Source organism: Nostoc sp. C052 (assembly GCF_013393905.1).
GTDB lineage: Bacteria > Cyanobacteriota > Cyanobacteriia > Cyanobacteriales > Nostocaceae > Nostoc.
Genome location: NZ_CP040272.1, coordinates 6,147,501 through 6,172,474, shown reverse-complemented (window position 1 = coordinate 6,172,474; position 24,974 = coordinate 6,147,501). Strand labels below are relative to the sequence as shown.

General features: G+C 40.9%; 19 protein-coding genes, 1 tRNA gene, 2 rRNA genes and 1 pseudogene (1 of these 23 only partly in view). 13 read left to right on the top strand and 10 right to left on the bottom strand.

Going from position 1 to position 24,974, the window contains the following annotated elements:
- Positions 1–68 precede the first annotated feature (68 nt).
- Complete coding sequence (locus FD723_RS25490) at positions 69–404, top strand: GxxExxY protein (RefSeq protein ID WP_179067851.1); 336 nt, start codon at positions 69–71, stop codon at positions 402–404.
- An 83-nt stretch (positions 405–487) separates the two neighbouring features.
- On the opposite strand, the gene FD723_RS25485 is transcribed toward FD723_RS25490, so the two are convergent.
- The gene (locus tag FD723_RS25485) at positions 488–802 is read right to left on the bottom strand and encodes a YkvA family protein (RefSeq protein ID WP_179067850.1); all 315 of its coding nucleotides are present in this window, start codon (positions 800–802) and stop codon (positions 488–490) included.
- A 680-nt stretch (positions 803–1,482) separates the two neighbouring features.
- Here FD723_RS25485 and FD723_RS42215 point away from each other — a divergent pair.
- From FD723_RS42215 to FD723_RS25470, 3 genes and pseudogenes are all read left to right on the top strand, one after another.
- Positions 1,483–2,076, top strand: a complete 594-nt coding sequence (locus tag FD723_RS42215) for a helix-turn-helix domain-containing protein (RefSeq protein WP_218651757.1) — start codon at positions 1,483–1,485, stop codon at positions 2,074–2,076.
- A 240-nt stretch (positions 2,077–2,316) separates the two neighbouring features.
- A pseudogene (locus FD723_RS25475) lies at positions 2,317–3,658 on the top strand (transposase).
- Positions 3,659–3,854: 196 nt separating this feature from the next.
- Entirely contained in the window at positions 3,855–5,072 is a 1,218-nt protein-coding gene (locus tag FD723_RS25470) for an acetate kinase (RefSeq protein WP_179067849.1), read from the top strand.
- A gap of 29 nt (positions 5,073–5,101) precedes the next feature.
- On the opposite strand, the gene FD723_RS25465 is transcribed toward FD723_RS25470, so the two are convergent.
- The 3 genes from FD723_RS25465 to FD723_RS25455 form a co-directional block, all read right to left on the bottom strand.
- Positions 5,102–6,052, bottom strand: coding sequence for a hypothetical protein (locus FD723_RS25465; protein WP_179067848.1), 951 nt, complete (start codon positions 6,050–6,052; stop codon positions 5,102–5,104).
- Positions 6,052–6,927, bottom strand: coding sequence for a hypothetical protein (locus FD723_RS25460; protein ID WP_179067847.1), 876 nt, complete (start codon positions 6,925–6,927; stop codon positions 6,052–6,054). Before FD723_RS25460 ends, FD723_RS25465 begins: the two co-directional genes overlap by 1 nt.
- Positions 6,928–7,157: 230 nt before the next feature.
- Positions 7,158–7,616, bottom strand: a complete 459-nt coding sequence (locus FD723_RS25455) for a hypothetical protein (protein ID WP_179067846.1) — start codon at positions 7,614–7,616, stop codon at positions 7,158–7,160.
- Between the two features lie 723 nt (positions 7,617–8,339).
- Here FD723_RS25455 and FD723_RS25450 point away from each other — a divergent pair.
- The 4 genes from FD723_RS25450 (at position 8,340) to ftsH3 (ending at position 12,508) form a co-directional block, all read left to right on the top strand.
- Complete coding sequence (locus tag FD723_RS25450) at positions 8,340–9,128, top strand: hypothetical protein (RefSeq protein WP_179067845.1); 789 nt, start codon at positions 8,340–8,342, stop codon at positions 9,126–9,128.
- A 164-nt stretch (positions 9,129–9,292) separates the two neighbouring features.
- Positions 9,293–9,715 carry a GNAT family N-acetyltransferase gene (locus tag FD723_RS25445; protein WP_179067844.1) on the top strand — a complete coding sequence of 141 codons (423 nt, stop codon included), beginning with the start codon at positions 9,293–9,295 and terminating at the stop codon, positions 9,713–9,715.
- Positions 9,716–9,732: 17 nt separating this feature from the next.
- Entirely contained in the window at positions 9,733–10,527 is a 795-nt protein-coding gene (locus tag FD723_RS25440; protein WP_256874925.1) for an aminotransferase class IV, read from the top strand.
- Positions 10,528–10,666: 139 nt separating this feature from the next.
- Positions 10,667–12,508, top strand: a complete 1,842-nt coding sequence (gene ftsH3, locus FD723_RS25435; RefSeq protein WP_179067843.1) for an ATP-dependent zinc metalloprotease FtsH3 — start codon at positions 10,667–10,669, stop codon at positions 12,506–12,508.
- 422 nt (positions 12,509–12,930) lie between these two features.
- Here the strand turns inward: ftsH3 and FD723_RS25430 are convergent, their stop codons facing one another.
- Entirely contained in the window at positions 12,931–13,149 is a 219-nt protein-coding gene (locus tag FD723_RS25430; protein WP_179067842.1) for a hypothetical protein, read from the bottom strand.
- Between the two features lie 604 nt (positions 13,150–13,753).
- Between FD723_RS25430 and hsdR the strand changes: the two genes are divergently transcribed.
- The 3 genes from hsdR (at position 13,754) to FD723_RS25415 (ending at position 18,824) form a co-directional block, all read left to right on the top strand.
- The gene (gene hsdR, locus FD723_RS25425) at positions 13,754–15,955 is read left to right on the top strand and encodes a type I restriction-modification system endonuclease (protein WP_256874924.1); all 2,202 of its coding nucleotides are present in this window, start codon (positions 13,754–13,756) and stop codon (positions 15,953–15,955) included.
- A 167-nt stretch (positions 15,956–16,122) separates the two neighbouring features.
- Positions 16,123–17,235, top strand: coding sequence for an IS630 family transposase (locus FD723_RS25420; protein ID WP_179064039.1), 1,113 nt, complete (start codon positions 16,123–16,125; stop codon positions 17,233–17,235).
- Between the two features lie 14 nt (positions 17,236–17,249).
- Positions 17,250–18,824, top strand: coding sequence for a restriction endonuclease subunit S (locus FD723_RS25415; RefSeq protein ID WP_179067841.1), 1,575 nt, complete (start codon positions 17,250–17,252; stop codon positions 18,822–18,824).
- Between the two features lie 84 nt (positions 18,825–18,908).
- On the opposite strand, the gene FD723_RS25410 is transcribed toward FD723_RS25415, so the two are convergent.
- The 5 genes from FD723_RS25410 to rsmA form a co-directional block, all read right to left on the bottom strand.
- A tRNA-Gly gene (locus tag FD723_RS25410) sits at positions 18,909–18,980 on the bottom strand.
- 171 nt (positions 18,981–19,151) lie between these two features.
- Entirely contained in the window at positions 19,152–19,754 is a 603-nt protein-coding gene (locus FD723_RS25405) for a GerMN domain-containing protein (protein WP_179067840.1), read from the bottom strand.
- Positions 19,755–20,053: 299 nt separating this feature from the next.
- Positions 20,054–20,383, bottom strand: a complete 330-nt coding sequence (locus tag FD723_RS25400) for a DUF3082 domain-containing protein (RefSeq protein WP_179067839.1) — start codon at positions 20,381–20,383, stop codon at positions 20,054–20,056.
- 130 nt (positions 20,384–20,513) lie between these two features.
- On the bottom strand, positions 20,514–21,467 hold the full coding sequence (gene ispE, locus FD723_RS25395; RefSeq protein ID WP_179067838.1) for a 4-(cytidine 5'-diphospho)-2-C-methyl-D-erythritol kinase: 954 nt from the start codon (positions 21,465–21,467) through the stop codon (positions 20,514–20,516).
- A 49-nt stretch (positions 21,468–21,516) separates the two neighbouring features.
- Positions 21,517–22,359 carry a 16S rRNA (adenine(1518)-N(6)/adenine(1519)-N(6))-dimethyltransferase RsmA gene (rsmA, locus tag FD723_RS25390; RefSeq protein WP_179067837.1) on the bottom strand — a complete coding sequence of 281 codons (843 nt, stop codon included), beginning with the start codon at positions 22,357–22,359 and terminating at the stop codon, positions 21,517–21,519.
- A gap of 646 nt (positions 22,360–23,005) precedes the next feature.
- Here rsmA and FD723_RS25385 point away from each other — a divergent pair.
- Positions 23,006–24,495, top strand: a 16S ribosomal RNA gene (locus tag FD723_RS25385).
- 352 nt (positions 24,496–24,847) lie between these two features.
- Positions 24,848–24,974 (top strand): 23S ribosomal RNA (locus FD723_RS25380) (it continues 2,763 nt past the right edge of the window).
- The 16S and 23S rRNA genes sit together here, the layout of an rRNA operon.

Here is a 24,974-nt window from a genome sequence, read left to right as displayed (position 1 = left end):
GAGGGGCGCAAAGGGAAGCGCAGAGGTTCGCAGAGAATGAGTTGAGTGGGGTGATTATTGGGTGTGCGATGAGGGTGCATACTGCTTTGGGGCCTGGTTTGTTGGAGTCGGCTTATGAGGAGTGTTTGGATTATAAGTTGAAGAAGGCCGGGTTGACTGTTGGTAAACAAATTCCATTACCTTTGATTTACCAAGATGTGCAATTGGAATGCGTTTATCGATTAGATTTGATGGTCGAAAACCAAATAATTGTAGAGATTAAATCTGTAGAATCCTTCCACCCGATTCACTCCGTCCAACTCCTAACCTATCTCAAACTAGCAAACTGCAAACTAGGTCTTCTCCTCAACTTTAACGTCCTCCACCTCAAAGAAGGCATCAAACGCGTAGCCAACAACCTCTAACCTCTCCTCTTATCCTCCGCGCCCCTCTGCGTTAAAAAAAATATCCCCTACCTCAAATTCCAAAAGCAGGGGTTTTATTAAAACTACTTAACCGAAACAGCATCAACATCAATAGTGCTTGCACTGGAGGTAGAACCCTCAGTACTATTAGGTACTTCAGTCCCCACCTCACCCTTACGAGTTTTCCAGCCCTCAATTACTAGCCCAGACACCTCAGAAACTAGCAAAGTCAAAAGGAAAACATCATCAATTTGTCCCACAACCGGTATAAAATCTGGGAGAACATCAAATGGGCTAACCAAATAGACCAACGTTCCTAAAATTACCCACCAACGGTACTTGGGGTTACGAAGCACATCGCGGTACCAAGTGTAAAGTGATTGGATTGAAAATTTCATATTTTGAACCTCCAGTTATCTTTAATTTTGACAAACTATCCCAAAAACTTCCGGTGTGAATAACCGCCCTAGTTAGTCTGGAAGACTCTACTAGTAATCTGTCAGCAAATACAAACAAGTAGGCAATCGGGAATATGTATCACTATGTTCGTTTAGAGGACAAATCCTTTGCCTCTTTATCTAGTTTCACAAATAATTAGTTATTCGACATCTGTTTCACAAATAATTAGTTATTCGACATCTGTAGAGCGACAAATTATTTGTCAAAAGATTTTATTAACTACGAATCCTTACATATCAAGGCTTTCAGGAATTAAACCCATAAAAAGCTAATTCAGGCTTCGCCGACAAATTAAGAGTCCTTTTTTAAATTTTTCGACTAATTATATGACAATTCTTAATTTAGCGAAGAATTAAGTGTCAATTCTTCGTAGCTTCATGGTAGTATAAATGTACCCAAATAATCAATAAAAAATCACATCTATGAGTCCTTTAGATGTAGATGACCAGTTTGAACTAGTGGTCTGTCCCATTAATTTTGTGGGGCTACTAGATCCCCGACTTCGCAGAAGTCGGGGATCTGAACATCACTAACCTCTCAAAACTTTTGGGACAGACTACTAGAAGCTGAAGACAGCTTCCTATAGGATGACGAGTATACAGACACACTCGACTTTTCAATGGAAGTTGAGCCATTGAGTGAGAATGATAACTCTGTAGAAGAAGACAAATCAGTTGAGTTTTTAGACCAGAGATTTTTAGAGGACTCAAAACTCAGACTCTCAGGTGAGCAAAGACTCAATCTGGAGATAATTCGCAATCTACGTGAACCCTGCGATCGCCTAACTTACGGCAAAAGGTTGGAAGAAGCAGCCAAAAAGCTTGGTAAATCTGAACGAACCGTTAGACGTTTGATTAAGTCTTGGGAAGAAAAAGGTATGGCTGCTTTAGCGGAAGTTCCTAGAGCAGACAAAGGACAGGTGCGAAAAAGTGAATACTGGTATAACTTGAGTCTCAAAATTTATAAACAAGGAAATAAAGGAAGCGATCGCATGACTCGCACTCAGGTCGCCGAGAAGATTGAGACTCAAGCTTACGAATTCGCCAAAAAAGAATTAGAAGTAGAAATATCAAGGTTAGAAAGTCAGGAATTTCGGGGAGAAGGCTTAGATTGGGAGTTAAAGAAACTGATAAAAATCAAGGAAAAGGCAGAAGGCTTTAAGTATTGGTCAAAGTATGGAAAGCCTCCCAGCACTAGAACAGTAGAAAGATAGCTCAAACCAGTTGAGGAGAAAAGACATAAATCTCGCATTAGCCGCAATTTGGGTGGGGCGACGACACCAGCAACCATTTGACTTTGACGTTTAAAGAAATATTGGTCGTGACCGCTACCAATGGAGGCATAAGTAATTACTAAAGCTTCCTGTCCACTTCTGCCGGCGCGACCACTGCGTTGGGCGTAGTTGGCTGGACTAGGGGGAACATTCCGCAGATGGACAACGCTGAGGTCGGAAATGTCTATCCCCTTATCACTCCTGCAATGCTTGCTACCACAGATCAACGCTACGACAATGCGCCGAATGAACCAGATAATTCTGGCAATGTTAGCAATGAGCGGCCGAGTCACTATGCCCTTGAATGTCTCGTTGGGCAGGGATTGGTGGTAGTTATCGAACAATATTGAGATTCTTTGGGACAGTAATACCTTGGGCGACGTTGTTTTGGCTGTTTTTCCGTAAACATTTGTGGCAAAAGAATGAAGTATATTTGCTGGCAGGAGATGAAGTTATAGTCAGCAAATCAGGTAAACAGACTTATGGATTAGATAGGTTCTTTTCAAGCCTAGTCAGTAAACCGATATTAGGATTATCTTTCTTTGTATTATCATTAGTGAGCGTTGAACAGAGGCAGTCCTTTGCGATTCAGATAGAACAGGTAATAAAGAAAGATAATCAAACAAATAGTACATCGACAATCGAAAAACCAAACAAAAAATAAAAACGTGGGCGTGGGTGACCAAAAAGAAGCAAAAACAAAAATAAAAAGGAAGTGATATTCACATCTGAATTAATGCTAATTCCGAAAATGATTAATTCACTATTCAAGTTATTAGCTAACTTTATTCCCTTAACATACTTGGTATTAGATGGTCATTTTGTTAACAACAATGCTTTGCAGATGGCGCATCAAGTTAACTTGCACATAATTTCCAAGTTAAGCCATGATTCAGCGTTATACGTCCCTTATCAACATCCTGAATCCAAGGGTCGCTCTCGACGTAAATACGGTGAAAAGCTGGACTATCATAATATACCTGACAAATATTTATGTCAAAGTGGTATTGAGGATGAAGTTCAAACTGATATTTATCAAGCCACTCTTCTGCACAAAGAATTTGCTCAGGCTGTCAATGTAGTGATTTTGGTCAAAACCGACCTTAAAACTAATGCTTGTAGCCATGTAATTCTATTTTCTAGCGATTTGGAATTATCATTCGACAAAATAATAGATTACTATAGACTCCGCTTTCAAATCGAGTTTAACTTCCGTGATGCCAAGCAATTTTGGGGATTGGAAGACTTTATGAACTTGAGTCAAACTACGGTGACTAATGCTGTTAATTTGGCATTCTTCATGGTCAATTTATCTCACCATCTTCTCGCTGATTTCCGTCAACTCAATCCCGGCTCCGGCATTATTGACCTTAAAGCCTATTATCGCGGCTTTCGATATGTCCATGAAATGTTAAAAATGCTTCCAGAAATCCCTGAGCCTATTTTATTAACCCAGATTTTTGCCAAGCTCACTGCTTTAGGACGCATTCATAACGTTTCTACAGGCGTTGAACCCTCCTAGATTGGCAGAGGTATTGATGATTGCAACACATTGTTGGGTAAAGACGCGATGAATCGCGTCTCTACAAATGGTCTATTTGTCGTTGTTAATGCGTTCCCCTGAATTAAAAACGCTACGCTTTTACGCAAAACTGTACTAAGCATGAAGCTAGAATTAGTGGCACGATCAAAGGAGATCGTCCTTTTCTGTTGTCACTATGAAGATATTAGTACTGAATGCCGGATCGAGCAGCCAAAAGAGTTGCCTGTATGAAATTGCAGATGAAGCTCTCCCCAGCCAAGCACCCCAACCCCTTTGGGAAGGGAAAATCAACTGGATTCAAGATCGGGGTGTGGCAGAAATTGAGGTGAAAACCGCTACGGGTGGAACGCTGCAAAAATCAATCTCTGGTGATTCTCCACAAGCGCACCTCACCTATATGCTCAATACACTCGATCGTGATACTACCAAGGTAATCGATCGCTTGTCAGAAATTGATGTGGTGGGGCATAGGATCGTACATGGTGGAGAGGATTATCGAGATAGTGTGGTAATTACGGAGGATGTCAAAAAGGCGATCGCAGGTCTATCTAACCTTGCTCCAGCACATAATCCAGTTGGTTTGGAAGGTATAGAAGCAATTGAAAAAATCTTAGGAGATGTCACCCAAGTAGCAGCCTTTGATACCGGATTTCATGGCACTTTACCCGATGCAGCAGCAATCTATCCTGGACCATATCAGTGGGTAGAGCAAGGTATTCGTCGCTATGGGTTTCATGGCATTAGTCACCAATATTGTTCTCAACGTGCTGTCCAAATTCTCGGTGGAGATGTCGCATCTGAGCGGTTAATTACCTGCCATCTGGGCAATGGTTGCTCTTTAGCGGCAATTAAAAACGGTCGCAGTATTGATACTACTATGGGATTCACGCCCCTAGAAGGATTGATGATGGGTAGCCGTTCTGGTTCAGTCGATCCGGGGATTCTGATTTACCTGTTACAGTACTGTAATTACACTGTAGAAGAGTTGAATCATGTATTAAATAAAGATTCTGGGTTAAAGGGAATTTCGGGTGTATCTAGCGATATGCGTGAGGTGGGAGAAGCGATCGCTCAAGGTAATTCCCGCGCTCAACTGGCCTGGGATATCTACGTGCATCGCTTGCGTTCTGCGATCGGCGCAATGCTTACTAGTTTAGGTGGATTAGATGCTTTAGTGTTTACAGCAGGTGTGGGTGAACACTCTTGGCAAATTCGCCAAGCCGCCTGTGAAGCCTTTGGATTTATTGGACTGAAAATAGACCTTGAAAAAAATCAACAGCAGCCTGTGGATGAGGATATTGCTACACCTGATTCAGCAGTACGGGTATTGGTTATTCATACTCAAGAAGATTGGGCGATCGCTCAACAATGTTGGCAACTTTTGAAACAGTAAAAAAATAATTATAAGATTTATTTATATACTCAAAATGATAAGAACCGACGGATGAGCAATTTCCCAACTCGTGGCCCAGTAAAATTTAAAATATACTCCGCAAGTTTTGGAGCGATAAGTGACAAAAGTGGTAATAATAATGCATTAACATTTTTAAAGCCGCTAGTAGCACCAATAAAAACACTAGGGATAAGACAAATTAGCGACCATGCCCACCAAGTTATAAATTTAGAGTTGATAGAAGTACGTCTTTGCAATTGACTGACAAGTATATAGCGGGTAGTTGCAAATAATATCGTGAAGCCTATACAAGCAAATATTGATAGCATCAAACTTGCTGGATACAGATTGTAGACTACTAACGCAGCAGGAAACAGCGAAGCTACCTCCCAAACTAGCAGATTTAATTTAGTCCGAAAGGAACTTAATACTTGTTCAGTCAGCCAATAATGAGCCGAGATAATTATTGAGCAGTTGGAATTCTGCATGAAATTCCACTTAATTTTATTAAATATATCACCATGAAGAAGAATAGTGCTTTGTAAAATGATATCTTCTTCTTCATAAGTATCTGAAGTTGATTGAGGCTGCTGATAGTAAGAATTAAAGGTGACTCCAGACTGTAACGCTATTTTGTCACGTGCAGTTTTACTAAAAAATAATTTTAAAAAATTAACTATCACAATAACGTAAAAAATTTTATTAAACTGTTTTTCAGTAATTTGCTTTTTGTTTTCAATTACAATATTCTTGCTGAAGCAGGCGTAATACCAGAGAGAAATTATCAGCTTTGGTGGAATATATAGAGAAATGCCAATTTTTTGCGCTTGCTGAATCTGTTCTACAACTCTCTCATTTAGGTAAAAACTACACTGTCCTTGATCAACCTTAAGTTCAAAGCGATCGCCCTGAGGAACTTGTAGAGAAAGAGAGAGTGCAACATCAGTTTGGCGATCTATTTTTGTTATATCAGCGTTCATTATCGAGATAAATTTGCGATACTTTGTACCAAATTAATCAAAAAACTAAATGTTCCACGCCACTGTTTTTCACCAGAAACTACTCCTTGATTATGTGTATTAATGATTAAGTTTTTAGCGTCTTCAGATAAACTAAACAGTTCTTTATGATAACGAGTGATAATATCTCCATCTATCTGCATGACAGTTTGAGCATAAATAATATCAATTTTGGTACTTGTAACATTACTACTATCAAGTGCTGCTTTTAGTTCAGTCATTTTACGTAGAGTCCGAACAAATCTATCATTATTTAAAAGTCTTTGAATTTCTTTAAAATTTTCAATCCAATCTTCTTGGTTGTTTCCATCTTTATCATCAAGAACGGGAGTTGGAGCAGGTAGTATTGGTTCAGCTAGCTTCACATTCTTTTCATCGGCTTCAACAAAGTTCTGTTGATATTTCTTCGCGTATTCAAGCCTCTGACGATATCGTTTTACTCTATCATCTTGCGGATTATAAAAACCTGAATCCTCTTCAAGCAGAAGGTAAAAATATTCTCTTTCAAGTTGGTCAAATAGACTTTTATAGCGCTTACGCAGTTCTTGAGCTTGAGAACCTTCTTTTGGAATCCCTTTCGCATCAAAATAATCTGGGTCATGTATAGAATAAATCTCTTGATATGCCTCCCAAGCATTAAACTTTGAAGCATTAATCCTATCCACAACCATCGTATTCACTTCTAAAGCCGTAATGTCAGAAACTAATGTCTGTACTGACGATACAAAATTGTTTAACAAGCCTCTAGCTTTGTTTTGAATATCTTCAGATCGAGTACTATTTCGATTGTCAGCCTGAATAATATTTCGGTCTTTAATTTTAATCTCATTAGACATAATGTTTCATCCTCTTATAGTTCTGACTAATCTGGCTGTAGCTTTGTCTTGATAGCTAGATATACGCAAATGAACCTAAAGATGTTACTAGTACAGCACGGCGTAAATAAGCAGACAATTTCAAATGGCGTAAGACCTTGGAATACAATTCTTTTGAATTTTGACTTCCGCCTTGCGGTACTAGGATGCTGTCGATGCTTTAGTTTGAATGAGTAGTTAAGAAATAATGCTTATAGTTGTGGTTTTTTGTGAGATTTAACTATTTCCATCAAAAATCCATACAATTTTTCCACGCTTTCTATATTCTTGTGAATAATCTCCCGGCTATCTTTAACTTGAGTTAAATGAAATTCTCGAATTTCTTTATAGGGGCCACTATCAGTAAATTGACTCCCAATTTCATTTTCGATATCCCCATTAACAAGATTAATCCGAGTATATATTCGATTTCCTGGTTTGGCCGATGTTATCTCATTTTGTGACTGCTCTGATGATTCTGCAACCCAAGTAGTGATTTTTAAATCAATCACTTCAACGATTACTGTTTTGATAGCATTAATAATTTCGTCAACATCCAGTCCCTTTTTGTCAGCATTAAGATTAGTGACTATTGTTTTAAAATCACTGTTTCTTGCACTAACAGCTAGTCCGTTACTTTCCAAGTTTTCTGTAATTACAGTATTTACCATAATCTTCTAGAGGGAAAAGGTTTAAATTTCAACAAAATCTCATTCTATATGATGTTGAAAATTTTACCAATTTTACTTAATAAAACTAAGTAAAAGCAGAGAAACTTTAAAATTTTCAGAACTTGTTGCTCCATATACTGCTAGCAAGTAGCTAAAAATTATACCGCAATGTACTGAGATGTTAAATTTTTAATATAACACCTGGTCTTTTGTACTGGGCTTGCTGATATACCTATTTTTAGGTTTGCTTTAGGAAAATATCTAGCAATCTATGCAGGAGTTACAAACAAAAAGATCCCTGAATTCTTAAATAAGTAAGGGATCTGAGCCTATGATGGAGAGTAAATCAAATAGAATTACTATAGACTCGTTCACTTCTAGTTGTTACCAAAGAGGAAAGTATCAGCTTGGATCAAACATTACAACCTTGAAAAAGTCTCTGTTTATTCGCTACATCAGTACTAAACTCTTCTAATTAAAGGTTTTTTGATCTGTTTGATAGTGGATGTTATTCTAATTACTCTATCACTGAGTAATTTTACATAAAGCATGTTATAGCGGTTCCCACTCAAATGTGGTACAAAATTATATTGCAAGTTTAGGGGCAATTCATGTAGAGCAGAGCGGCTTCCCGCAGGGTATTGCCCCTACAAGTCTACCTCACGTGAACGAGAATTGCTGTATATACAATAAGTTGCTTATGCCTGGGAAAACAAGAAAAATATGTTGTTGTTATCGCGTAAATCTATTACTATACCTTTTGTAATTTGTGCGTGTATTTTAGGAATTGGCTTGATTCAATTTCCCCAATTGCAAAAACTAATAAATCACAAACAATCTGCCTCTCTAGAAACTCTAGAAAAAGAAATAAAATCTGAAAAACTCCGTCTGAAAGTTCTCCAACAAATGCCTAGTTTTAGTTATGATAACCTCATTGGAGATTTAGTATATCTCAATTTTTTACAATACTTTGGAGATGATCAAGTTCGGGATAAAACAGGTTACAGTTTAAGTCCAGAATATTTTGAAATCATCCTAAAACATGACCCGCGATTTTTAGAAGCGTATCGCAGCCTTTCTGTCAGTACTTCATTATATGCTGCCATGCCAGAACGCGCGATCGCAATATCAGAGAAAGGCTTAAAATCACTATCTCCTTCGGTTCCTGACAAGTCTTATTACGTGTGGCGTTATAAAGGAGTTGATGAGTTATTATTTTTGGGAAATGCTAAAGCTGCCCAAAAATCTTTTGCAACGGCGGCAAACTGGGCAAGCAAGTTTTCAGATGCAGAGAGTCAGATGATTGCAAATACTTCTCAAAGAACTGCTGAATTTTTGAGTCGAAATCCTAACAGTAAATATGCTCAAATTGCTACCTGGGCAATAGTTTTAAATAATCAAATTGATGAGAGGACTCGAAAACGTGCAATTAGGGAAATCGAAGCTTTGGGAGGGAAAGTAATTACAACTCCTGAAGGTATTAATAAAATTATATTTCCCCCGAAAGATTAAATTATTAGTAATAATCTAATACATCTGAGGCAAGCCCAAAACACTTGTAGAGACGGCGATTTCTCGCGTCTTGAAACCCCAAAATTGTTGTCATTAGTCCTTACATGAAGCGTATTTAGTAATAATGTAATCAATTCCATTTTTCTCAGATTAGTAGGATAATAATGATATCAATACAGTTGGCGGAATCGGACTTTCACATATTAGGGTGTTTTGCTGTGATTTCCCAGTTGCGCCCTCACCTTGAGCAGACTAAGCTTGTAGAACAAGTTAGAGATCAAATGCAAGAAGGATATAAACTTGCATTCTTGGAAGCAGAGAATCAAGCTGTAGCGGTCGCTGGATTTCGGATTTATAGTTGTTTATCATCGGGAAAAATTTTATATATTGATGATTTAGTTGTTGATGAGTTGAAACGGTCACACAGCTACGGTCAACAGTTATTTCAGTGGCTAATTGAATATGCCAGAAATCATGACTGTAAACACCTGAGTCTTGATTCTGGTGTTCAGCGATTTGCAGCTCATAGGTTTTATCTCATGCAGCGTATGAATATTACAAGTCATCACTTTTCAATGGAGTTGTAGCAACAAGCAATCTGGTTGTGACAAATAATATTTTTTGGTATGACGGCAAATTAATTCACTCTCAAACCCTAGAATTAAACATTAACGATCCCGGTTTACTTTATGGGGCGACTGTTTTTACAACATTGCGGGTTTATCAGAACTCGCTAGATAGTAATTTAACTAATTGGCAAGCACACTGCGATCGCTTACTCTTCTCACTACAAACTTTTGGTTGGCAGCAACCAGATTGGAACCGTCTACGCAAAGGCGCTCAAATTCTCCTCACGCACTTCCCCATTCTCAGAATTACCCTCTTTCCCGATGGACGAGAGTGGATAACTGGCAGATTATTACCGTCAGATTTGACAAAAAAACAAAAGAATGGTATTTTATGCGCTGTTGCCAGTTCAGAGTTTTCTCGCTCTCTCCCCTCTCATAAAACTGGAAATTATTTGAGCGCTTGGTTAGCAAAGACTAGCTCAGATGCTCAAGAAGCAATATTAATCGATACTCAAGGAAATTGGCTAGAAACGAGTACAGGAAACCTTTGGGGATGGTGCGATCGCAGTTGGTACACGCCGCCAATAAAGGCTGGTATTTTGCCAGGAATTGGGCGATCGCAACTTGTAAACTGGTTGCAAAACCACCAGCAGCCAATACGAGAAGAAACTTGGAGCGTTGAGTTAGTCCAGAGATTTGAAGCGATCGCCTACACTAATAGTGTGGTAGAAATTATTCCCATTCATACCGTTCATCAGCCTTCAGGGTCGCTACAATATAATCCCCACCATCAAAGTTTTCAGCTAATAAGGGAGCTTTTTTTAGCATGACAGTCACGCCAAATTTGTTATATCTTAAGATAAGTTAACATAATTCTTAATAATCACCTTTGCAATCAGAGACGCTAGGCGATCGCGCAAAGCGGCCACTGAGAGGTAAGGCGCGAAAAATACCGGAGGATAGACCTTAGTGAATAAAAGATGGAGAAATGCAGGGCTGTACGCGCTGCTGTTTATTGTCGTCATTGCGCTGGGAACAGCATTTTTTGACAAACAACCCCAAAGCAGAGAGACATGGCGATACAGTCGCTTTATTCAAGAAGTTCAGCAAGGCAGAGTAGAAAAAGTCAGTTTGAGTGCAGATCGCTCCACAGCACTGGTTACACCCAAATATGACCCAGCGAAACGGATTGTTACCTTAGTCAACGATCCAGACTTGATTAATACTCTGACTTCTAAAGGCGTTGATATTTCTGTTTTGCCTCAAACCGACGAAGGATTTTGGTTTAAGGCACTGAGCAGCTTATTTTTCCCTGTATTACTTTTGGTTGGCTTATTCTTCTTGCTACGTCGCGCTCAAAGTGGCCCAGGTAGCCAAGCGATGAACTTTGGTAAATCTAAAGCCAGAGTGCAAATGGAACCACAAACTCAGGTGACATTTGGCGATGTTGCTGGTATTGACCAAGCCAAGTTGGAATTAAACGAAGTCGTAGACTTTCTGAAAAACGCCGATCGCTTTACCGCCGTTGGTGCAAAAATTCCTAAAGGTGTACTGTTAGTTGGCCCTCCTGGTACTGGTAAAACCCTCCTCGCGCGTGCCGTAGCTGGCGAAGCAGGTGTACCCTTCTTCTCAATCTCTGGTTCAGAATTTGTGGAAATGTTCGTCGGTGTGGGTGCATCCCGCGTCCGCGATTTATTTGAACAAGCTAAGACTAATGCTCCTTGTATCGTCTTCATTGATGAAATTGACGCCGTAGGTCGTCAACGGGGTGCAGGTTTAGGTGGTGGTAACGATGAGCGGGAACAAACCCTCAATCAGTTACTCACAGAAATGGACGGTTTTGAAGGCAACACTGGCATCATCATTATTGCCGCTACCAACCGTCCCGATGTCCTAGATGCAGCCTTATTGCGTCCTGGTCGCTTTGACCGTCAAGTTGTGGTAGACCGTCCCGACTATGCCGGACGCAGCGAAATTCTCAAGGTTCACGCCCGTGGCAAAACCTTGGCGAAAGATGTGGACTTGGATAAAATCGCCCGTCGTACCCCTGGATTTACTGGCGCAGATTTATCCAACCTGTTGAATGAAGCCGCAATTCTGGCAGCACGCCGGAATTTGACTGAGATTTCAATGGATGAAATCAACGATGCAATTGATCGCGTATTAGCTGGGCCAGAGAAGAAAGACCGGGTAATGAGCGAAAAGCGCAAAACCTTGGTGGCATATCATGAAGCTGGTCACGCTTTAGTTGGTGCTTTAATGCCCGACTATGACCCAGTACAAAAAATTAGTATCATCCCTCGCGGTCGCGCAGGTGGTTTAACTTGGTTTACCCCTAGCGAAGACCGGATGGACACTGGTTTGTACAGCCGCGCTTATCTGGAAAATCAGATGGCTGTGGCTTTGGGTGGTCGGATTGCTGAAGAATTAATCTTTGGTGAAGAAGAAGTTACAACTGGTGCTTCTAATGATTTACAACAAGTAGCCCGTGTTGCACGTCAGATGATTACCCGATTTGGGATGAGCGATCGCTTAGGCCCTGTTGCCCTTGGTCGTCAACAAGGTAATATGTTCCTCGGACGAGATATCATGTCAGAGCGCGATTTTTCTGAAGAAACCGCCGCTGCCATTGATGAAGAAGTCCGCAAACTTGTAGATGTAGCCTATACACGCGCTAAAGAAGTATTGGTGCGTAACCGCCACATTTTGGATCAGATAGCCGAAATGCTGGTTGATAAAGAAACCGTAGACGCTGAAGAATTGCAAGAAATTCTGTCAAATAACGACGTGACAACCGCCGCCTTTGCCTAATTCCATGAGAAGTGATGAGTTAAAAACTGTTTTTAATTCATCACTGTTAAAATTTGGGGTAACTCTGGGATTTTCCAGAGTTACCCCAATTTTTTTAATTACTTGTCAAAAGCCCAGCCATGAAGACTGGGCTTTTAATCCGAAATGGGGTTATATTCCCCGAAGGTTCGTTATAGAGTTTCAGTATAAATCGGTAATCTGATAGATACTACTACATGAGCGTAATCAATTCCAGAAAATTAGAAAAATTTTTCTAGATACATCAAAATCACAGGAGCTATAACTCTGACTTTGCAAGCGAAAAGACGCTATTTAACTACACTTTTCTTGGATGCAGAGGTAGGATGAAGCAAAATCGGCAACTTATGCATCTCGATCAGACTGGCATCAAGAGTGAATGGATACTCAATCAATTGCTTAATTTAAACTCTGGATGTCGGTTTTAAAAATAGCCACGCCACAAAAAACGTCGCAGCTGTGAATAGTTGCGTCAAATCCAAAGCAGATAGATAGCCATCTGCAAATGAAGCAATACTGCGATCGGTAATGCCAAATACCCAGGATGATAGGCCAAACAGCCAAATACCATTCTTAAGATTCCCGACGAATTGCTTAGAGTCTGATGGTTGCTGGTCGTTCATAATCTTCTGCTCCGTTAGTGAAGAATCTGGTGATTGATGCGAAATAACGCCATGAGAAATTTTTTCGGACTCTTGTCACTGAATTTACACTTCCTACTAATAATATTAATAAATATTTCACCTACTTGACATCATTCCCCAAAGGTACATCCTCTAATCCTGACATTTCTCCTTTGCTTTTGCTACCTCCGATAGACGGTAAGGCGTTGAGTTCTCAGCTTTACAGCCTTGATTTTGAACGCTGAGATTACATCATCTTTAAATAACTATGTGAATATTTATTTATTTTTTGTATAAAATACCTCACAGGATAGATGTGTTTCTATAAATTTTTCAGATTTCAATTGTGTGGATACTTTGTTGGGGGGCACATCTGTCTATTCGCGTCAACTTAACGCCAAAGCCCAATACGCTTGGGTTAAGACTAAAACCCTTTGTCAAAGTCAATTTTTTTAACGTAGACGCAGAGGGCACTGAGAGAAGAGACAAATGCTTAACTGAACTGTATTGGGTTATAACTTAGTTGATAAGACCGGATTAGAATTACTGAGATTTTTTAAGTAACTCTAAACACAAAAATTAGGGTGCTTTTCTATAAGCCGATATGCCAGAGTCGTTAAACTTCTCATTTCTTGCAGTCCATGATCAACAACTTGTGCGCTTGGGTGCTTTAGCAGAACGATATTTTGCCGACGACCCCAATACTTGTTTGATTAAGTTGCGGCAGTTTGGTGAATTGCTGGCGCAATTAGCAGCAGCCAATATTGGACTTTATGAGGTAGCAGATGAACGGCAGATTAATTTACTCAATCGGTTGCGCGATCGCGGTTTAATCAAAAGTGAAGTAGATCGTCTGTTTCATGAGTTGCGAAAAATTGGTAATCAGGCGACTCACGAGCTTTCTGGCAATCACCGCACAGCCTTAAGTGGGCTGAAATATGCTCGTGCATTAGGGATTTGGTTTCATCGCGCTTTTGGTGGAGGTCGCAATTTTGATCCAGGTGCGTTTATTCCTCCACCTGACCCAAAAATAGAGACAGAGACACTCAAAGCAGAATTAGCACGTTTGCGAGAAGAAGCGCAAAGGCATTTAGTAATTGCGGAAACTGAAGCACAACGACGCACCGCCGCCGAAGATTTGGCACGGGAAGCCCAAGCCAAAGTGCAGGAGGTATTACAACATTTAGCAGAAATTCAAGCCCAAGCTCAAAACCAGTCACCGCAAACAATTCAGCAGACAATTACTCAAGCCCAAGTCGCTGAAAGTGGAGTGCTGCTGGATGAGAGAGAGACACGCCGACTGATTGATATTCAATTACGTGCGGCTGGATGGGAAGCAGATTCAGAAGAATTGACTTATCAAAATGGTGTACGTTCTCAGAAAGGAAGAAATTTAGCGATCGCAGAATATCCCACCGCTAATGGACGAGCTGACTATGCCTTATTCTGTGGCTTGCAGATCGTCGGAGTAGTGGAGGCCAAGCGTCAGAGTAAAGATGTCTCTGAAGGAGCATTGAACCAAGCCAAACGCTACAGTGAAGGTTTCCAAGTCTTGGGTGAGGAAGTTTTGGCTGGTGGCCCTTGGCAAAACTACAAAGTGCCGTTTGTATTTGCTACCAACGGTAGACCATATTTGCAGCAGCTTCAGACAAAAAGTGGGATTTGGTTTTGTGATTTACGTCGTCCAACTAATCTGCGGGTATGCCTTGCCACATGGCACAGTCCTCAAGGGTTATTAGATGCCTTAGCTCAAGATGTTGACCAGGCAAATACTCGTTTAACCCAGGAAGGCTTTAATTATGGGCTAGAGTTGCGTGATTATCAAATTCGTGCCATCCAAGCAGTAGAGTCTGCGCTAGCCAGGGAACAACGGATATTATTGTTAGCAATGGCAACAGGTACAGGCAAAACTAAAACTTGTATTGCTTTAGTGTATCGGTTACTCAAAACCAAGCGATTTCGACGCATATTATTTCTGGTCGATCGTACTGCACTAGGAGAACAAACCTCCAATGCTTTTAAAGATTCCCGGATGGAGAACCTACAAAGTTTTGCTGATATCTTCGAGATTAAGGATCTCAAAGAGATTGAACTCGATCGGGATACCAAAGTGCATATTGCCACGGTGCAAGGTATGGTTAAACGAGTTCTCTACCCCTCCGATAGTGCATCAGTAATCACGCCAGATCAGTATGATTGCATTGTCGTGGATGAGTGTCACCGGGGCTATTTACTAGATCGAGAATTAAGCGATCGCGAACTAGAGTTTCGGGATTTTAACGATTATGTATCAAAGTACCGTCGAGTGTTGGAGTATTTCGACGCTGTAAAAATTGGTTTAACTGCAACTCCCGCACTGCACACCACCCAAATTTTTGGTGAACCTGTTTACATCTACAGTTATCGAGAAGCTGTGATAGATGGCTGGTTAATTGACCATGAAGTACCTTTCAAGATTAGGACAAAGTTATCTGATGAGGGGATGGTTTGGAATCCTGGTGAGCAGATGGAATTTTTCAATCCCCAAACTGGGCAACTTGACTTAGTTCATGCGCCTGATGAGGTAAAAATTGAGGTAGAACAGTTTAACCGCAAAGTAATTACAGAAGATTTTAACCGAGTTGTCTGTGAAGCCTTAGCCCAGCATATCGATCCATCACTGCCAGAAAAAACGCTGATTTTCTGTGCTACCGATGGTCATGCAGATATTGTGGTTAACCAACTTAAGCAAGCGTTTCAGTCTATCTATGGCAGTGTGGAGGATGATGCAATTGTCAAAATTACAGGTAATGCAGATAAGCCTTAAAGTCTTGTAATTGAGGAAGTATTCAAATTTTGCGTGTTGTTAGTGGGTATCAGGATTTAGAAGGCTTGTTTTTAGGACAGGGTGAGGATTAACGGAATTGGTTGATAAGCTGTTCAGCATTTAAATTGGGTATAATAAAAAACTGAATTCAGTCAAAAAATGGAATAATGCCAGCAAAAAATCATTTAACTTCTCAGCAGATAGAGAAACTACAAAAAGCTTTAAAACTGGAAGAAAATGGAGAAATAAGAGAAAGAATACTAATTCTCTTGTTGCTTAATGACGGGAAAACACAAGCTAACATAGCAGAATTTTTGGGTTGTTCTTTAAATAAAGTATCATATTGGTGTGTACATGGAGACCCAGAGAATCTAGAAAGCCTAAAAGATGAGAGGATGAAGGGAAACCATAAAAAAGCCACAGATAAGTATATAGAAATATTACTAGAAACTATAGATAAAGAACCAGAAGAATTAGGATACGAGTTTGGCAGATGGACAGCGCAGAGATTAGCAACATATTTAGAGCAACTCACAGGCATACAATTAAGTGGTTCTCAAGTAAGGAGGATATTAGAGAAAAAAAAGTACGTCTACCTCTGGACAAAATATAGCTTAGAGTCCAAGAGGAATCTAGAAAAAAGAAAAGCATTTAAACAGAAAATAGCAGAGTATTTAAGAATAGAGAAAGAGCATCCAGAACGATTACAGGTATGGTTTTGGGATGAGAGTGGCTTTAGTTTAAGGGTGATAAGAAGAAAATCATGGTGTAAAAAAGGTCACTCTAAAAACGTGAGAGGAGACAGAAGAAAAGGGAGAATTAATGTGATGGGAGGATTAAGGTATTCAGATAAGAAAAGATTTGTAGAATTTATTGATAAAGGGAATGCAGACAATTTTTACAAAGTCCTAAAAATCTTTTATGAAGAAATAGTTTTCGATTGGGTAGAAGCTGGTAATCAAGCTAAAGATTTTGCGGAGAAGGGAGCAAAAATAGTTATTATTCTTGATAATGCAAGTTTTCACAAAAAGCAAGAGTATATTAATAAAATTGAAACAGAAATGCCGAATATTCATTTAGAGTTTCTCCCGGAATATAGCCCAGATTATAACTTAATTGAATTGGTCTGGCACTCGACAAAAGAATATATTGCTAATCGGCTATTTCAATCAATTGAAGACCTAGAATATTTATTACATCAACTTTTAAATGAAGGAGAGTTAATTATTAAATGGGGACGAAAACTCAAAAATAAAGGCGATGCTGTTATCACAATTTAAATGCACAACAGCTTATGAGTGATGAATTAACAGAATTGCCTGAAGGTTGGTGCTACATATTACTCAAAAATTTGGGCGAATTAAAGAGAGGTAAATCTAAGCATAGACCAAGAAATGATCCAAAATTGTATGGTGATTTTGTTCCCTTTATTCAAACTGGAGAAGTAGCACGTTCAGGAGGAAGAATTTCTAACTTCTCAAAGATGTATAGTGAATTGGGTGTTCAACAAAGCCGCATCTTTCCAAAAGGCACAATTTGTATAACAATAGCTGCGAATATTGCAGATACAGGGATTTTAGGTTTTGATGCGTGTTTTCCAGATAGCATTGTTGGTCTAATCACTGATGATAGATTAGCTGATTCTTATTTCATTGAATATTTCCTCCGAACTATACGAGAAGATTTAGCGCAATTTGCACCAGCTACAGCACAAGCAAATATAAATATAGAAATACTGAATAAAGTTTTCGTACCTCTTCCACCCATCCAAGAACAAAAGCGGATTGTTACCAAAATTGAGGAGTTGAACGATCGCACCCAAAAAGCCAAGAAAGCACTAGACAGTATACCTCAGTTATGCGATCGCTTCCACCAATCCGTACTCGCCGTAGCCTTCCGAGGCGATTTAACAGCCGACTGGCGCGAACAAAACCCAGATGTTGAGCCTGCTTCAGTTTTGCTAGAGAAGATTAAGCAAGATCGTCGTCAACGATGGGAAGAAGAAGAATTTGCAAAATTAAAAGCTAGTGGCACAATACGCACAGATGAAAAGTGGAAATCGCGGTATAAAGAACCTGAGATGATAAATAGTTTTAATTTACCAGAATTACCTCATGCTTGGAGTTGGGCATCTGTTGAGCAATTCGCTGATGTTGGCACAGGTGCAACTCCTTTACGCAATGAACCCAAATATTATGAAAATGGAATAATTCCTTGGATAACAAGTGGAGCATTAAACAATCTTTTTATAGATAAAGCTGAAGAATTTATCACACCTATAGCTATTCAAGAAACCAATGCAAAGATTTTCCCAAAACATACTCTGCTAGTAGCTATGTATGGTGAAGGAAAAACACGCGGTAAGGTTGCTGAACTTTTAATTGAAGCTGCAACTAATCAAGCCTGTGCAGCTTTGATATTAGAAGGACTTGCTAGTAAAATTCAGCCACTTGTCAAACTCTTTTTTCAAAAAAACTACACTGATATCCGAAAATTAGCATCAGGTGGAGTTCAGCCTAATCTGAACTTAAGCATGATTAAATCAACATTTGTACCAATTCCACCTTTACAAGAACAAGTAGAGATTATTCAGGTTGTATCTCGCTTAATGTCAATGATTGAAATAGTTGAAAAACAGTGTCAATATACAGAAGACAAGCTTGATCGCCTCAATCAATCTATCCTAGCCAAAGCTTTCCGGGGTGAACTCGTCCCCCAAGAACCTGATGATGAACCTGCATCAGTCTTACTAGAACGAATCCGAGCCGAACGAGAAAAATTAAACAACAGCAAACTAAAAAGCGATCGCACAAGCAAGCGCAAGAGCAAAATAGTAGAAGGTCAAGGATTTATACCAGGACTAGAGTGACTCAAGGATAATGCGCTCATCCCTCTACGCAAGAGTTTACAGAGCAAATCCTTGAAATGCTTGTTAAATAAGGCTTTTTTATAAAGCGGGCGATGGGACTCGAACCCACGACGTTCACCATGGGAAGATGACATTCTACCACTGAATTACACCCGCGAATTGCTCCCACAAACTTAGGCTTAAAGTTAAACATACCACTATTTACAGCTGTTTTCAATTGGCTAGAACATACACTGTTTTAGTAGATCCTGATGCATAACTCCTGTGGCTGTTCAGATTGAAAAATCTTTTTAACTAGCTAACAACGGCACTTGCTACCATATTTAACTAAAGTACAATATCCTTACCTCGCTCAGTGAAGCGAACCTCTTTAATATTCCATTGGGCATTACTCGTTAAGGTTTTGCGGAGACTACCAAACAGAGCAAACTGTTCACAACTAGAAAGAGAAGCTATTTGCCGCTTTGACTCAGGGGATATTCGCAAATCAACTGTAGCAATGCCATTTTTGACGTTGACACGATACCCAGACAAGCTAAAGTCGCTTGTATCTCGTTTTTCTAAGATTTTATTTACTACATTTTTCACTGGTTCCTCGGCTGGCACTGAAACCTTTTCTGGAACTAGCTTTTGACATTGAGAATCACTTGTGTATAGTGTGACGTTGGTAGTTTTAATCGCAGTTTTAGAAGTTGATGAGGAAGGTGTATTTTTATTAGGAGGTTCTTGATTAGGAGATTTTTCTCTCAACTGAGCTACGCTAGGAATCTGGCTAGGAGTCTGAGACGGCAGGCTATTGGTCGCTGCTACAGTAGGGGATGGCTTCACACTGTCAATATTCTGAGCAGTGGGGTTAGAACTACAACCGCTGAGGCTGATGACCATTGCCACAAAAATAAAGGGTAAAAAATATCTCTGGCTTATGTTCATAATCTTTGCTTATAAATAATGTTGCTGCTATCAATTTCAGTGTCGCTAGTATCAATTCCGCATAAATTTCTGAATATTGAGCCAGTATACAAAGTGTCAACCCAAAATCTGTTAAAGTCAAGAATCGCAGTACATACAGAGACTCACCAAGTATGATGGTATCTGTACTATCTGCAACTAAAAGGTATAAATAATCCAGTCTACTGATGAGGATAATGCCCAAGCATTGTAGTTGCGATCGCCTAGCCGCTAGTGATTTATTAGTTACGCCTTGAGGTTGCTGACTCTAAAGCAAATTACTAGTTTTCACTACTTTTTTGCTTAGTCAATTGCTGCACTAATAATTGCACTCCCAAAGCCAACAAACCAATTGCCACTATACTAAATATTCCACTTCCTAGAGCAACTACACCAACAACTAGAGTGCGAACAGCAGAAGAAATCTTAATTACCAATGGATTAATTGAATGGACAGGTTTAGTTGCAAAATTTGTAGCGATCGCAATCATCAGCGAATATGCTGCAAATCCCATTCCTCCAGAAATCACCGCCCCCGTAAAACAGCGTAATGGACTCGCTGTAACCTGTTCTTTAGCATCTGTTTGTGGCGTGAGGTTTTGGTCATTCATAATCTTTGGGATTTTAGGTTTGAGATTTTCGATTGGAGGATTAGGAAATAATTATTACCCTTAGCTAATCGTCCTTAAAATTGCATCTCTGCGTCTTTACTAGCCATTTGAATTAAGCATAAAGATTTATTTAAACTGAAGATGCCACCTGAATACCATGTGTAATTGTCCTAGTCACAAACAATTCTAAGTCCTCATCAACAATTGCTTCCCGAACTTGCAGCTTAATTTTTTCTGCCTGCTGTTCAGATTCAAAAAGAGCAAATACTGTTGGGCCAGAACCAGACATCATTGTTCCTAAAACGCCTTCCTGATTTGCAAAAATTTCCCGCAGTTGGAAAACTTGGGGATAGACTGGCAATACCACGCGTTCCAAATCATTGTGCAGTTTTTGGGCAATTTCTCCCGAATCCTTATCCAGAATAGCTTTTACTATTGCTCCTGAGTGAACTGCATTAGCACGTGCTTCCAGATTGTCGCTATCTCTAATATAAGAATCACCAAACTGCTGTCGATAGGTTTTGTATGCCCAAGCGGTGGAAACTTCCAGGCTGCGGTATTTGGCCAAGACTATACATATATTATCTAAACTCGGCAGGGGAGAAAGTTGTTCACCCCTACCTGTAGCGATCGCAGTTCCACCCGCCACACAAAACGGTACATCTGAACCGAGTGTACTTCCCAACTCCTCTAATTCTGACTGAGTTAGTCCCAATTTCCACAGTAAATCTATCCCTACCAACACCGCTGCTGCATTCGTCGAACCCCCAGCCAACCCAGCAGCAACAGGAATTTGTTTTTTGATACTAATCTCCACGCCTCCATATTTAGCGAAAGCTTCGGGAAACTGCCGCACCATTAATTCTGCCGCGCGGTATGCCAGATTAGTTTTATCTGTCGGTACTTGTGGGTGGTTGCAATGAACATGGATATTTTCACTGCTAATGGAACGTACATCAATTTCGTCTGCAAGTCCAATACTTTGAAGTATCATGGCTAACTCATGATAGCCATCGGAGCGATCGCCAATGATTTCCAGATACAAGTTAATTTTAGCAGGGGCAATTAGGCTATAAGAACGCATTTTATGAGAGTGGGGAATTGGTCATTGGGCATTGGGAATGGGAATTTTCCTAACTCCCCACTCCCAATTCATTTGCTAGAATTACCCATTGCTGAACGCTGAGGTCTTCGGCTCTAGCTTGGGGATTTATTTCTAATTGTTCCAGTAATTGGCTCAAGCGATCGCGTTCTATAACTGATTGCAAATTATTTCGTAACATTTTGCGCTTGGCACCAAACCCCAACTTTAAGAAATTCTCTAACTGTCGCGGATTAAGCGCTGGTATTTCTATTTTTCGGGGACGCAATCGCACCACTGCTGAATCGACTTTTGGCGGTGGATGGAATGCGGCCGCTGGAACTGTGCAGATTAACTCACACTCAGCCAAATACTGTACCCGCACACTCAACGCCCCGAAAGCTTTTGAGCCTGATTTAGCATATAACCTTTCTGCGACTTCTTTTTGTACCAGCAACACTATTGAGTCAAATGGTTCGGGATTGGGGTTAGCGATCGTACCCAGTAGTTTCTCAATGATTGGCCCTGTAATATTATAGGGAATATTGGCTACTACCTTATTTGGCTTGTGGAAATTGGGAAAGGCTGCTAGATAAGATGGTAAATCTAGAGTGAGAAAATCGCCTTGCAGCAGTAAAAAATTTTCAGTCTTACCAAGCTGCTTTGATAGCAGTTGGCATAAGTCACGGTCTATTTCAACCGCAATCAGAGATTGCACCAATGGTAATAAACGACGAGTCAGAATCCCGGTTCCGGGGCCAATTTCTAGGATGCGATCGCCTTCGGCGTTGGCAAAGCGATCGCTTTCCGTACACTCTGCTGCTTTTATAATTGCGTTGAGCGCCTTTTCACTTTTGAGCCAATGTTGAGCAAAGACCTTGCGCGGTCGGATCATCTGTATTTATTGCCTAGTCTAGTTTTTAGCTTTTTCTCAAAAATTCATTATAAATTTTGAAGCCCCTCTACAGCGCTAGACTCACTGTAACGCCTATCTTCCATTCCGAACGCTCCAGAAATGCAGGGGTAGCGATCGCTCTATAGAATAGGAGTCTTAAACCACAAGCTCCACAACAATTCTGCTCTTATATAGTTAGTTCAGGCATGAGAATTCAGGATAAATCCCTCTAGCAATACTATCTCCTGCCTTTTTCAATAATCACTCAACTTGCATTCAGATCCCATTTATGGACAAGCAAGCTGCATTATTCACACAGTCAGGTTTAGCCACTTTGTTTTCGCTTCCCTCTTGTTGCTCAAGCCATTCACTTGAAAGTATTGCCAGTCAAGCGATTTGCCCTTTTAGAAAAAAAAATAAATTTACCCCTTGACAAACTAGGGGATGACTAGTTACTCTAGTTAAGTCGGGAGGCGAAAGACGCAAACGACCGCTGAACCTAAAAAACATAATACTTTGAAAGCTTAAGAAAAAAACCAATCCTCGTCAAAAGATTTTAGTTTTGGGATTTCCCAAAAAGATAATCGAAATTGTAACTAGGATTCTGGAAAATATTTTTTTCAGAGCCACAAACTCGAAACACAACAAAACGGAGAGTTTGATCCTGGCTCAGGATGAACGCTGGCGGTATGCTTAACACATGCAAGTCGAACGGAATCTTTCGGGATTTAGTGGCGGACGGGTGAGTAACGCGTGAGAATCTACCATCAGGTCTGGGACAACCACTGGAAACGGTGGCTAATACCGGATGTGCCCTTGGGTGAAAGGTTAACTGCCTGATGATGAGCTCGCGTCTGATTAGCTAGTTGGAAGTGTAATGGACTCCCAAGGCGACGATCAGTAGCTGGTCTGAGAGGACGATCAGCCACACTGGGACTGAGACACGGCCCAGACTCCTACGGGAGGCAGCAGTGGGGAATTTTCCGCAATGGGCGAAAGCCTGACGGAGCAATACCGCGTGAGGGAGGAAGGCTCTTGGGTCGTAAACCTCTTTTCTCAGGGAAGAAAAAAATGACGGTACCTGAGGAATAAGCATCGGCTAACTCCGTGCCAGCAGCCGCGGTAATACGGAGGATGCAAGCGTTATCCGGAATGATTGGGCGTAAAGCGTCCGCAGGTGGCAATGTAAGTCTGCTGTTAAAGAGTGAGGCTCAACCTCATAAGAGCAGTGGAAACTACATAGCTAGAGTACGTTCGGGGCAGAGGGAATTCCTGGTGTAGCGGTGAAATGCGTAGAGATCAGGAAGAACACCGGTGGCGAAGGCGCTCTGCTAGGCCGTAACTGACACTGAGGGACGAAAGCTAGGGGAGCGAATGGGATTAGATACCCCAGTAGTCCTAGCCGTAAACGATGGATACTAGGCGTGGCTTGTATCGACCCGAGCCGTGCCGTAGCTAACGCGTTAAGTATCCCGCCTGGGGAGTACGCCGGCAACGGTGAAACTCAAAGGAATTGACGGGCCCCGCACAAGCGGTGGAGTATGTGGTTTAATTCGATGCAACGCGAAGAACCTTACCAAGGCTTGACATGTCGCGAATCCTGGTGAAAGCTGGGAGTGCCTTCGGGAGCGCGAACACAGGTGGTGCATGGCTGTCGTCAGCTCGTGTCGTGAGATGTTGGGTTAAGTCCCGCAACGAGCGCAACCCTCGTTTTTAGTTGCCAGCATTAAGTTGGGCACTCTAGAGAGACTGCCGGTGACAAACCGGAGGAAGGTGGGGATGACGTCAAGTCAGCATGCCCCTTACGCCTTGGGCTACACACGTACTACAATGCTCCGGACAGAGGGCAGCAAGCATGCGAATGCAAGCAAATCCCGGAAACCGGAGCTCAGTTCAGATCGCAGGCTGCAACTCGCCTGCGTGAAGGAGGAATCGCTAGTAATTGCAGGTCAGCATACTGCAGTGAATTCGTTCCCGGGCCTTGTACACACCGCCCGTCACACCATGGAAGCTGGTAGTGCCCGAAGTCATTACTCCAACCTTTCGGGGAGGAGGATGCCTAAGGCAGGACTGGTGACTGGGGTGAAGTCGTAACAAGGTAGCCGTACCGGAAGGTGTGGCTGGATCACCTCCTTTTTAGGGAGACCTACACCCCTCAGATATCGAAAAGCATACAGTTAAATAGATACTGAGTTGGTCATTCCTTAGGTCGGTCGAGATTGGTATAAAGCTTTCAAAGTGTTAATGGTTCGGTAAAGTAAGTTTATAAGCATAGAGAAATCAGCAACATGACTTAGTGAGTCAGACTGCTGGGATTGTTCTCAGCCAGAACCTTGAAAACTGCATAGTAACGCAAATTAGCAGGCAGACACAGACATTCTCAGTGATGAGTGCCAAGTGCTGAGTACTGAATAAAACCAGTGCAAAGTAACGAGGTAAGCAGAGCAAAGGTTTTTGTGAATGCAGAAAAAGGCCAAAATATTTGAGTGGTCAAGCGAATAAGGGCTAACGGTGGATACCTAGGCACACAGAGGCGACGAAGGACGTGGTTACCGACGATATGCTCCGGGGAGTTGGAAGCAAACATTGAGCCGGAGATTTCCGAATGGGGCAAC

Excerpts from the sequence above, each read along its gene's own strand:
- FD723_RS25490 (WP_179067851.1), top strand. The coding sequence starts at position 69 with ATGAGGGTGCATACTGCTTTGGGGCCTGGTTTGTTGGAGTCGGCTTAT.
- FD723_RS25485 (WP_179067850.1), bottom strand. The coding sequence starts at position 802 with ATGAAATTTTCAATCCAATCACTTTACACTTGGTACCGCGATGTGCTT.
- FD723_RS42215 (WP_218651757.1), top strand. The coding sequence starts at position 1,483 with ATGGAAGTTGAGCCATTGAGTGAGAATGATAACTCTGTAGAAGAAGAC.
- FD723_RS25470 (WP_179067849.1), top strand. The coding sequence starts at position 3,855 with ATGAAGATATTAGTACTGAATGCCGGATCGAGCAGCCAAAAGAGTTGC.
- FD723_RS25465 (WP_179067848.1), bottom strand. The coding sequence starts at position 6,052 with ATGAACGCTGATATAACAAAAATAGATCGCCAAACTGATGTTGCACTC.
- FD723_RS25460 (WP_179067847.1), bottom strand. The coding sequence starts at position 6,927 with ATGTCTAATGAGATTAAAATTAAAGACCGAAATATTATTCAGGCTGAC.
- FD723_RS25455 (WP_179067846.1), bottom strand. The coding sequence starts at position 7,616 with ATGGTAAATACTGTAATTACAGAAAACTTGGAAAGTAACGGACTAGCT.
- FD723_RS25450 (WP_179067845.1), top strand. The coding sequence starts at position 8,340 with ATGTTGTTGTTATCGCGTAAATCTATTACTATACCTTTTGTAATTTGT.
- FD723_RS25445 (WP_179067844.1), top strand. The coding sequence starts at position 9,293 with ATGATATCAATACAGTTGGCGGAATCGGACTTTCACATATTAGGGTGT.
- FD723_RS25430 (WP_179067842.1), bottom strand. The coding sequence starts at position 13,149 with ATGAACGACCAGCAACCATCAGACTCTAAGCAATTCGTCGGGAATCTT.
- hsdR (WP_256874924.1), top strand. The coding sequence starts at position 13,754 with ATGCCAGAGTCGTTAAACTTCTCATTTCTTGCAGTCCATGATCAACAA.
- FD723_RS25420 (WP_179064039.1), top strand. The coding sequence starts at position 16,123 with ATGCCAGCAAAAAATCATTTAACTTCTCAGCAGATAGAGAAACTACAA.
- FD723_RS25415 (WP_179067841.1), top strand. The coding sequence starts at position 17,250 with ATGAGTGATGAATTAACAGAATTGCCTGAAGGTTGGTGCTACATATTA.
- FD723_RS25405 (WP_179067840.1), bottom strand. The coding sequence starts at position 19,754 with ATGAACATAAGCCAGAGATATTTTTTACCCTTTATTTTTGTGGCAATG.
- FD723_RS25400 (WP_179067839.1), bottom strand. The coding sequence starts at position 20,383 with ATGAATGACCAAAACCTCACGCCACAAACAGATGCTAAAGAACAGGTT.
- ispE (WP_179067838.1), bottom strand. The coding sequence starts at position 21,467 with ATGCGTTCTTATAGCCTAATTGCCCCTGCTAAAATTAACTTGTATCTG.
- rsmA (WP_179067837.1), bottom strand. The coding sequence starts at position 22,359 with ATGATCCGACCGCGCAAGGTCTTTGCTCAACATTGGCTCAAAAGTGAA.